Here is a 7,732-nt window from a genome sequence, read left to right on the forward strand (position 1 = left end):
CCAATATTTCGCATCCTCATAAGACTCTAGTGCACCACCGGCAAATGCCCTAGCATTGCCGTAATTCAGGCGCTCACCAACGCTTTTAGGCTTTCACCGGTTTTTTGGAGGTGAGCGATGACACTAGATTTTGCGCTTCTTCAAGCAACTCTTCTGCGTGCGCCTGCGCAGTGTCGGATTCTTCCTGCCCGGCGAGCATGCGTGCAAGTTCCTTGACGCGGGCTTCCTGGTCCAAGCTGATGACGTCGCTGGCGGTGTAGCCAGCTCCCGCCTTCGACTTGGCGTCCGAATTCTTAATCACCCGAATATGACGGTCCGCATAGGCGGCCACCTGAGGCAGGTGGGTCACGACAATGACCTGCACGTGCTTTGCCAGCATTGCCAAGCGCTCGCCAATAGCAACGGCAGCCTTGCCGCCCACACCCTGGTCCACTTCATCAAAGACGAAGGTCGGTACCGGGTCGACTGCTGCGAGTACGACTTCGATAGCGAGCATGACGCGGGAAAGCTCGCCGCCACTGGCTCCCTTGCCCAACGGCCGAGGTGAGGCTCCGGCGTGCGGGGCGAGCAGCATCGAAATGGCATCTTGGCCAAAGGCACCCGGTTCGTCCAGCTCATTGACCTCGATGACGAGCTTGGCATCGGGCATTGCCAGGGCCTTGAGCTCGGCAGAGACCTGCGTGGACAGCTTCTTGGCGGCCTTGCGGCGCGCATCGGACAGGTCCGAGGCCAGCGAGGCGACCTTGTGCTCCAAGTCGACGACTTCCACTTCAAGAGCTTCAATGCGGGAGTCATCGCCACCAAGCTGTTCAAGCCGGATACGCGATTCGGAGGCCCATGCGAGCACCTCGTCAATGCTCGGCGCATATTTGCGCATGAGCTTGCTCAGGTCTGCTCGGCGGGCTTCAATCTGCGCCAGGCGTTCTGGGCCTTCTTCATCCAGGTCGGCTACGTAGGCGGCAAGATCGCTGGAGAGTTCTGAGGCGAGAATGCCAAGTTCAGCGGCCCGTTCCGCGAAGGCGGCGAGCCCGGCGTCGTCATCGCTAGCTTGTGACAGCACGCCACGGGCGGTTTCCACCAAGGTGGTTACACCGGGGTTCTCAAAATCTTCGGAGTCAATCACCGCTTGCGCCTGCTGGCTAGCGGTGCGCAGGGATTCAACATTGCCAAGCTTCATGGATTGCTCGCGCAGGGACCCATCCTCGCCGGGCTGCGGGTCCAATGAGTCGATCTCATCAAGGGCCAGGCGCAAGTTTTCCGCTTCACGTACCCGGTTGCGCGATTCAGTCTTGAGGCTGGCCAGCTCCTTGGCGGCCGAACGCCACTGGCGGTAGGCACGCTGGTAGTTGCTCAACGTGCGAGACAAAGAGCTTCCAGCAAAGCGGTCCAGGGCATCGCGCTGCGCGACTGGTTCCTTTAGGCGGATCTGATCCGATTGTCCGTGGACGGCGACCAGATCGTGGCCAAGCTCGGCTAGCAAACCAACCGGGGCGCTGCGTCCGCCGATGGTTGCGCGGGATCTTCCCTGGGCGGACAGCGAGCGGGAAAGCAGTAGTTCGCTATTCTCCCCCGCCGGTTCGATAAACGCGCCGGCTTGACCTGCGGCATCGAGCACGTGGTGATCTGGCGGCAGATGAACCACAGCCTCGGCCAGTGCGTGCTTGGCGCCATTGCGCACCGCGCCAGCGTCGGCTCGACGTCCGAGCAGCAGGGACAGGGCTGTGATCACCATGGTCTTACCAGCACCGGTCTCGCCGGTCACTACCGTAAGCCCCGGGCCCAAGGGAAGTGTGGCCTCGGTGATAACCCCAAGGTTGGAGATCTGGATTTCCTGAATCATTGCCTGCTCCCGAATGTCGAGTTCAAGTCGTACCGTGCCGTTTTAGTATATGTGTTCTAACCCTATTTTTCGTAACTATGTTCGAGCGTGTGGAAAATTTTTCTTCGAATCCGGCTTTCAACCCTGGCTCTCGGGCTTTCCCACCATGGGAAGTCCGGGTTCATCGCGGTAATGCGGGTCGACACTTTGCAACCCTGGCCCGATCACCGGAAGTGCTGTCGTGGCTGGGCGACGGCTCTCTTCATTCGCTGGACCACGCCAACCGGTAATAGGCAGTTCGAACTTGTTGACCAGGCGTTCGGAGAACGGGGTGGTGTGCAAGCGTGCCATGTAAACCGGACGATCGCTGCGCGTGACTTCCACACGAGCTCCAGGTGGCAACTCAATGGTGCGCCGGCCATCGCACCAGAGCACGGCACCGGCATCGGTGCGGGTGAGCATTTCCACGGCCATGATCGAGTCCGGGGAGATCACCAGAGGCTTGGCGAACAGTGCATGCGCCGAGATCGGCACCATGATCAGCGCCGCCACATCGGGCCAGACCACCGGTCCCCCGGCAGAGAAGGAATAGGCGGTGGAACCGGTAGGGGTGGCCATGACGACTCCATCGCAGCCGAAGGTGGAAATCGGCCGGCCGTCGACCTCGATCACGACTTCGACCATGCGTTCGCGATTGGCCTTTTCCACCGCAGCTTCGTTCAAGGCCCAGGTTTCGGCGAGGCAGACATTATCCAGCCACACTTTGACCTCGATGGTCATCCGCTCTTCCACGGTGTAGGTCTCGTTGACCAGCGCTTGGACAGTGGAGGCCAATTCGCTGCGTTCGGCTTCGGCTAGGAAACCTACGTGCCCCAGGTTCACGCCCACCAGCGGCATTGGCGAGGCGCGCACCAGTTCCGCAGCTCGCAGGACCGATCCGTCGCCGCCGAGCACCACGCCCAGGTCAACGTCTTCGATCTGGCAGTCCTCACCGAGCACCTGCACCGAAGGCACCGCTGCGCCGATTGCTTCAGCCATCGCGGCCTGGTCTTTGCGGCGCATCACCGGGATCGCTCCAGCCGAATTGAGCAGGGCGCAGGTCTCTAGGGCTGCGGTGATCGCTTCTTGGCGTCCAGTATGGGTGAAAATCAGGATTCGGCGCAAGGCGGTCGTGCCCCTCTCAGCTTCACGAAGTGCAAAATGACCATGGCGATCGACCACGGCTAAAACACGTCACTACTAAGAATAGTCAACGTTCTGCTCGATAAGTGGAACATCGGCCGACTGTGGATTCTCTCCGGAGGCTAGCCAGAGGAAGAATTCGGCATTGCCATCCTGGCCGGGCAGCGGGCTGCGGGCCAAACCGCGCAAATGCAATCCGGCGGCCTTCGCACTGGCGATCACGGCTTCAACGCTGCTACGGCGCAGTTCTGGATTGGTGATCACACCGGTGCGGTTCAGGTGTTCGCGTCCTACTTCAAACTGCGGCTTGACCATCAGCACCAGCGACCCGCCATCCTTGGCGGCGCCGGCCAAGGCATCGATTACCAGACGCAACGAAATAAAGGACAAGTCGGCTACTACAAGGTCGACGACTCCCCCAATATCTTCGGGGGCCAGATAACGGACGTTCAGGCCTTCATGGACCTGCACGCGGGGGTCGTTGCGGATTACATCGACTAGCTGGCCGTGGCCCACATCGGCTGCGACTACGCTCTTTGCGCCGCGTCGCAGCAATACATCGGTGAAACCGCCGGTAGAGGCGCCGGCGTCAAGGCAGCGCAGCCCTTCAGGATTAATAGTCGTAAAGACATCCAGTGCGCCGGCAAGCTTGTGCCCGGCACGCGAGACGTACTCTTCACCTTCACTGGGTATCAGCGCCAAGTCATCGCCCTCGGCGATTTTCTTCGAAGCCTTCGCTGCGACCTGCCCGTTGAGCAGCACCCGTTCGGCTTCGATCAGCTTGGCGGCTTCGGTGCGCGAACGAGCCAGATCGCGCATAACTAGTTCTTGATCCAGGCGATTCACGCGCCGTGCTCCGTACGGTTCAGTTCTTGCTGCAGGCCGGAGAGCAACTGCTCATAGATTCCGGCATGCTCGGTAATGTCATGGTCGGCCAGGGAAGACAAAGCCTGTTCAACGGCTTCATCACCCAGGCCGCGCGGGCCAGGAGCTGGGACGTGATTTTGCCGTTCCACCCCTAGCCTCGAATCTTGCGCAGGGTGTCCAGTCCGCGTTCGGTGAAGCGGATTTCTGGTTCTTCATGTCCCGATTGGCGCGGGTGAGCCAGCCACCAGGCGTGGCAGGCGGCGCGCCAGGCATTCAGATCCTGCTCGCTGCCCGCAACTTCGATGGCGCCCTTGTCGACCTTCGCGACGGCGTCACCCACCTGTACGCCATAGCCAAGCACCTTGATGGTCGGGTACGGGCGATACAGATCTGCCATGGAGTTGATCAGATAGTTGGGGCGTTGCTCCACAGGGGCACCCAGAGCGGTACGCGGGGTGTCGACGCCGGTGAGCACCAGCGCAGTGGAGAAGCCGGCACGGAATCCGCCGAGGATATCGGTGTCCAGACGGTCGCCGATAACCAGTGGACGCTTGGAATCCAAGCGATCCGCGGCCCGCGCGAACAAGTAGGATTCCGGTTTGCCAGCTACCCGTGGTTCCACGTCTGTAGCCAGCTTCACCGCATTGACCAGTGAACCGTTGCCCGGGGCCAGGCCCTCGGCGCGCGGAATGGTTAAGTCGGTATTGGTGGCAACCCATTTGGCGCCGTTGTTGATCGCGTAGCTGGCCTCGGCCAGGTTCTTCCACGAAATGTCCGGGTCGAACCCCTGAATCACCGCAACGGGTTCTTCACTATGGGATTCGACGACTTCCAAACCGCGCACCGCAATGCATTCACGCAAGTAGGGGGAACCGACCACAAGAACCTTGGACCCCGGATTCAATTCGCGGGCCAGCATCTCCGCGCCAGCATCAGCCGAGCCGAAGACCTGCTCAGCGCTGGTCTTCACACCCAGCTGACGCAGGTGCGCTGCGACTGACATCGGTGAACGCCCGGCATTGTTGGTTATGAATGCCAAGGTGACGTTCACTTCCGCGAGGGTGTTCAGCGACTCCACGGCGTCGTCGATGGCGTTCGGGCCAGCATAGACGACGCCGTCCAAGTCGGAGAGGACGGAATCAAATCCGGAGATCAGCATTCTGTGGCGGTTCCTACTACTTGAGAGTTTTGGCTACTACGCCAAAGTTTACTTCGATGAGTCTTCTTCTGCGTCTGTCTCGATGGCGTCCGTGTCGGATTCGACAACCTCGTTCAGGTCGTCTTCCTCGTCGATGCCGGTTTGCTCAGCTTCAGCGTCATCTGCATCTGCATCAGCTTCGGCATCTGCTTCGACGGAGTCGGCCTGCGCAGCGTCTTCGGTTTCAGCCTCGGCAGGATCAATCAGATCCTTGGCGCGTGGAGTTTCCTCTTCCTCGTCCATCTCCGGAGCCAGGTCCATGATGAAGGATTCGGTTTCACGTTCGATGCCCAAAGCGTTTTCAGCCACCTCGACCTGTGCGTTCCAACGCTTTGCGTCCTCGGCACGACCAGCGGCCGAAAGCAGATCAGCGTAGGCAGTGAACAGGCGAGGGCTGAAAGAGAAGGCGCGGTTGAAGTCCAGCTGTTCCAGCGACTCCAGTTCGGCCAGTGCCTTATCCAGCTTGCCCAGGTCACCGTAGGAACCGGCTGCCACGATCTGCATTTCGACCTTGACGGCGGTTTCCAGGTTGGCGCATTCCTCGGACTGTGCCAGTTCGATTGCCTTTTCTGGGCGGCCCAGGCCGCGCAGCGAGTCAGCGATCAATGGCAGGTTGTAGTCCGAACCGGAAATACGACGGTGGGTACGCAGTTCGCGAAGCGCGTCGGCGTACTTGCCGGCGTGGTAGGCAGCGATGCCTACGGCTTCGCGGACTACTGCTACACGACCGCCACGGCGCGATGCTGCCAGGGTGTGCTCGTATGCCAGCTCTGGATCTTCTTCCAGCAGACGGCCGGCCATCACCAAGTGCTTGGCAACCCAGCTAGCCGAACGCTCTTCGAGGTAGCGCAGCTGAGCGCGAGCTACGCGGTCCAGCTCCTTACCGGTAACGTCCTCATCGATATCTGGGGACTGCTCGCGGTCTGCACGGTTCGAAATACGCAGATCGCCTGGGTTGTGGGCACGTGGTGCGTCGCCGCGCTTGTCGGCAAAGCGATCCTCGCGTGCTGGGCGTTCGCCCTGCGAGCGACGGTCGTCAGGGCGGTTGAAGCCACCACCGCGGTTGTCGTCGCGACGCTCGCCACGGAAGCCACCGCCACGGTTGTCGTCGCGCTTGAAGCCGCCACCGCGGTTATCGTCACGCTTGAAATCGCCGCGATCGTCATTGCGATCGCCACGGAAGCCACCGCCACGGTTGTCATCACGACGTTCGCCACGGAAGCCACCACCACGGTTGTCGTCGCGCTTGAAACCGCCGCGATCATCRTTGCGCTTGAAACCGCCACCACGGTTATCCTCACGCTTGAAACCGCCGCGATCATCATTGCGCTTGAAACCGCCACCACGGTTATCCTCACGCTTGAAACCGCCGCGATCGTCATTGCGATCGCTGCGGAAGCCACCACCACGGTTGTCGTCGCGCTTGAAGCCAGCGCGATCATCGTTGCGCTTGAAGCCGCCACCACGGTTGTCATCGCGACGTTCGCCACGGAATCCGCCACGGCTATCATCACGCTTGAAGCCACCACGATCATCATTGCGATCGCTGCGGAAGCCACCACGATCATCGTTGCGCTTGAAGCCACCGCCACGGTTATCATCACGCTTGAAGCCACCACGATCATCGTTACGATCGCTGCGGAAGCCACCACCGCGGTTGTCATCACGCTTGAAGCCACCACGGTCATCGTTACGATCGCTGCGGAAGCCACCACCGCGGTTATCGTCACGCTTGAAACCACCACCGCGGTTGTCATCGCGCTTGAAACCACCACGGTCATCGTTACGATCGCTGCGGAAGCCACCACCGCGGTTATCGTCACGCTTGAAACCACCACCGCGGTTATCGTCACGCTTGAAACCACCACCGCGGTTGTCATCGCGCTTGAAGCCACCACGGTCATCGTTACGATCGCTGCGGAAGCCACCACCGCGGTTGTCATCGCGCTTGAAGCCGACGGCACGGTTGTCGTCACGACGCTCGCCACGGAACCCACCGCGATCATCATTGCGATCGCTGCGGAAGCCAACACCGCGGTTGTCATCGCGCTTGAAGCCACCACCACGGTTATCATCGCGCTTGAAATCGCCACGATCTTCGCGACGCTTGAAGCCATCGCGGGAGTTGTTGCGGTTTGAATCTGAGTTCCGGAAGTCGCCTCGTCCGTTATCGGAGTTTCGGCGGAATTCGTTAGACATTTAATGTCCCCTTCAGCGGCTATCTCAATACCGCAACCTTCGTGTTTGCCTTTGCAAAACACTTCACTATTAACTATTTAGCACGTCCAGAAAGACATGTACATCTATCTTCAAGTCTACGGGAGGCACGAGTCCCACCCTAGGGAAACAGCTCTAATGTGGCAAGACACTCAGTGCACGCTACAAGGAACTTCCAAAACCGATGATCCTAAGAACTAGCTATATCAGTGTTGGCTAGGAACGATAGGAGCAGAGTCTTCAAGTCCTGTTTTAAATAGCGGAAAGAGGCCAAGCATCAACCTCTGCCCCCCACCAACCAACCAGCAAGCCATCCCAGCAACCTGTTTTGCGGGTTAAACAGGTGAGGCCCTGGAACACAATAAGTGTTCCAGGGCCTCAAACCATTCATCTCAAGTTAAGTCCGGCGGTGACCTACTCTCCCACACCCTCACGAGTGCAGTACCATC

The 7,732-nt window shown here is 59.9% G+C and carries 6 protein-coding genes and 1 pseudogene; all 7 read right to left on the reverse strand.

From position 1 onward, the window contains the following. Window positions 1-85: 85 nt before the first annotated feature. Complete coding sequence (recN, locus tag AB4Y71_RS16820; protein WP_441722228.1) at window positions 86-1,840, reverse strand: DNA repair protein RecN; 1,755 nt, start codon at window positions 1,838-1,840, stop codon at window positions 86-88. Window positions 1,841-1,957: 117 nt separating this feature from the next. After that, window positions 1,958-2,983: an NAD kinase gene (locus AB4Y71_RS16825; RefSeq protein WP_262982999.1), complete on the reverse strand. Its 1,026-nt coding sequence runs from the start codon at window positions 2,981-2,983 to the stop codon at window positions 1,958-1,960. Between the two features lie 75 nt (window positions 2,984-3,058). Continuing rightward, complete coding sequence (locus tag AB4Y71_RS16830; protein WP_441722232.1) at window positions 3,059-3,847, reverse strand: TlyA family RNA methyltransferase; 789 nt, start codon at window positions 3,845-3,847, stop codon at window positions 3,059-3,061. Continuing rightward, the gene (locus tag AB4Y71_RS16835; RefSeq protein ID WP_013348515.1) at window positions 3,844-4,017 is read right to left on the reverse strand and encodes a hypothetical protein; all 174 of its coding nucleotides are present in this window, start codon (window positions 4,015-4,017) and stop codon (window positions 3,844-3,846) included. The genes AB4Y71_RS16830 and AB4Y71_RS16835 overlap by 4 nt, the downstream gene beginning before the upstream one ends. Before the next feature lie 2 nt (window positions 4,018-4,019). Beyond that, window positions 4,020-5,027 carry an HAD-IIA family hydrolase gene (locus AB4Y71_RS16840; RefSeq protein WP_441722235.1) on the reverse strand — a complete coding sequence of 336 codons (1,008 nt, stop codon included), beginning with the start codon at window positions 5,025-5,027 and terminating at the stop codon, window positions 4,020-4,022. Window positions 5,028-5,075: 48 nt separating this feature from the next. Next, a complete protein-coding gene (locus AB4Y71_RS16845) occupies window positions 5,076-5,867 on the reverse strand; it encodes a hypothetical protein (protein WP_441722238.1) in 792 nt (263 codons plus the stop codon). A 180-nt stretch (window positions 5,868-6,047) separates the two neighbouring features. Continuing rightward, window positions 6,048-7,265, reverse strand: a pseudogene (locus tag AB4Y71_RS16850) (hypothetical protein); the annotation flags it as partial. Window positions 7,266-7,732 lie beyond the last annotated feature (467 nt).

The sequence above is a fragment of the Glutamicibacter sp. MCAF14 genome (assembly GCF_052114325.1).
Lineage (GTDB): Bacteria > Actinomycetota > Actinomycetes > Actinomycetales > Micrococcaceae > Glutamicibacter > Glutamicibacter arilaitensis.

Excerpts from the sequence above, each read along its gene's own strand:
- AB4Y71_RS16845 (WP_441722238.1), bottom strand. The coding sequence starts at position 5,867 with ATGGCCGGCCGTCTGCTGGAAGAAGATCCAGAGCTGGCATACGAGCAC.
- AB4Y71_RS16840 (WP_441722235.1), bottom strand. The coding sequence starts at position 5,027 with ATGCTGATCTCCGGATTTGATTCCGTCCTCTCCGACTTGGACGGCGTC.
- recN (WP_441722228.1), bottom strand. The coding sequence starts at position 1,840 with ATGATTCAGGAAATCCAGATCTCCAACCTTGGGGTTATCACCGAGGCC.